Origin of the sequence: Luteolibacter pohnpeiensis (assembly GCF_016595435.1) — a bacterium.
In the GTDB taxonomy this organism is placed as follows: domain Bacteria; phylum Verrucomicrobiota; class Verrucomicrobiia; order Verrucomicrobiales; family Akkermansiaceae; genus Luteolibacter; species Luteolibacter pohnpeiensis.
The window spans coordinates 1-667 of sequence record NZ_JAENIJ010000159.1; the positions used below are offsets into that span (position 1 = coordinate 1).

At 58.9% G+C, this 667-nt stretch carries 1 protein-coding gene and 1 pseudogene; both read left to right on the forward strand.

Translation table 11 applies throughout. The annotated features are described in order from the left end of the window. A pseudogene (locus tag JIN85_RS20730) lies at positions 1-186 on the forward strand (hypothetical protein); the annotation flags it as partial. Positions 187-190: 4 nt separating this feature from the next. Beyond that, positions 191-511 (forward strand): E3 binding domain-containing protein, encoded by a 321-nt coding sequence (locus JIN85_RS20735; RefSeq protein ID WP_200274446.1) that lies wholly within the window; start codon positions 191-193, stop codon positions 509-511. The last annotated feature ends 156 nt before the right edge of the window (positions 512-667 follow it).

Genomic DNA, 667 nt, shown 5'->3' on the forward strand with positions numbered 1-667 from the left:
AAGTCGCTCAACTTCGCCCGCACCTACAACTGGACCGCGCTCGAGGGTTCCGGCTCCGGTGGCATCAGCGTCCTGACTTACGACGAGAATGAAATTGATTCCCGTGTCGTCCGCTCACGCCAGTTCACCGACGAGAAAGTCGTTGCTGACGGTGCCGGTTACTACTTCTCCAACGTCCTCGCCTAAGCTCATGAACCAATACCGAATCATTGATCCGAAAGGATTCAGCGTGGCCGGAGTTCGCTTGGAATCAGGCAAGATCATCACGGGCGGACCGAGAGCGGTGCATATCGCGACCGGTCTGCACTTCAAGCAGCTCGAGCTTGTCGAACCGAAGCGATCCGCGCCGCCACCAGTGGAACCGCAAAAGCCCACGGTGGACGTCAGCGATGCCGCCCGCAAGTTGGCTGAGGAGCATTCGATCGATCTCACGACGATCAAAGGCACTGGCAGCGACGGCACGATCATCAAGGCGGACGTGGAGGCCGCGATCGAAGCCGCGAAGAACTAACAAGCTCTCCTGTGTGTCATGTCAGGCCCCGTCCGTTCGCTCACGCGGGCGGGGCTTTTTCTCTCTAACAACCGATGTCCTGGATCACCTTCACTACCGAACACGTCCGCGCCCAGATCTCCGAACGCGAGCTGGAAACCTATGAGGATATGGCGG

Bases quoted from the DNA above. Each gene is read 5' to 3' on its own strand.
- JIN85_RS20735 (WP_200274446.1), top strand. From the start codon at position 191: ATGAACCAATACCGAATCATTGATCCGAAAGGATTCAGCGTGGCCGGA.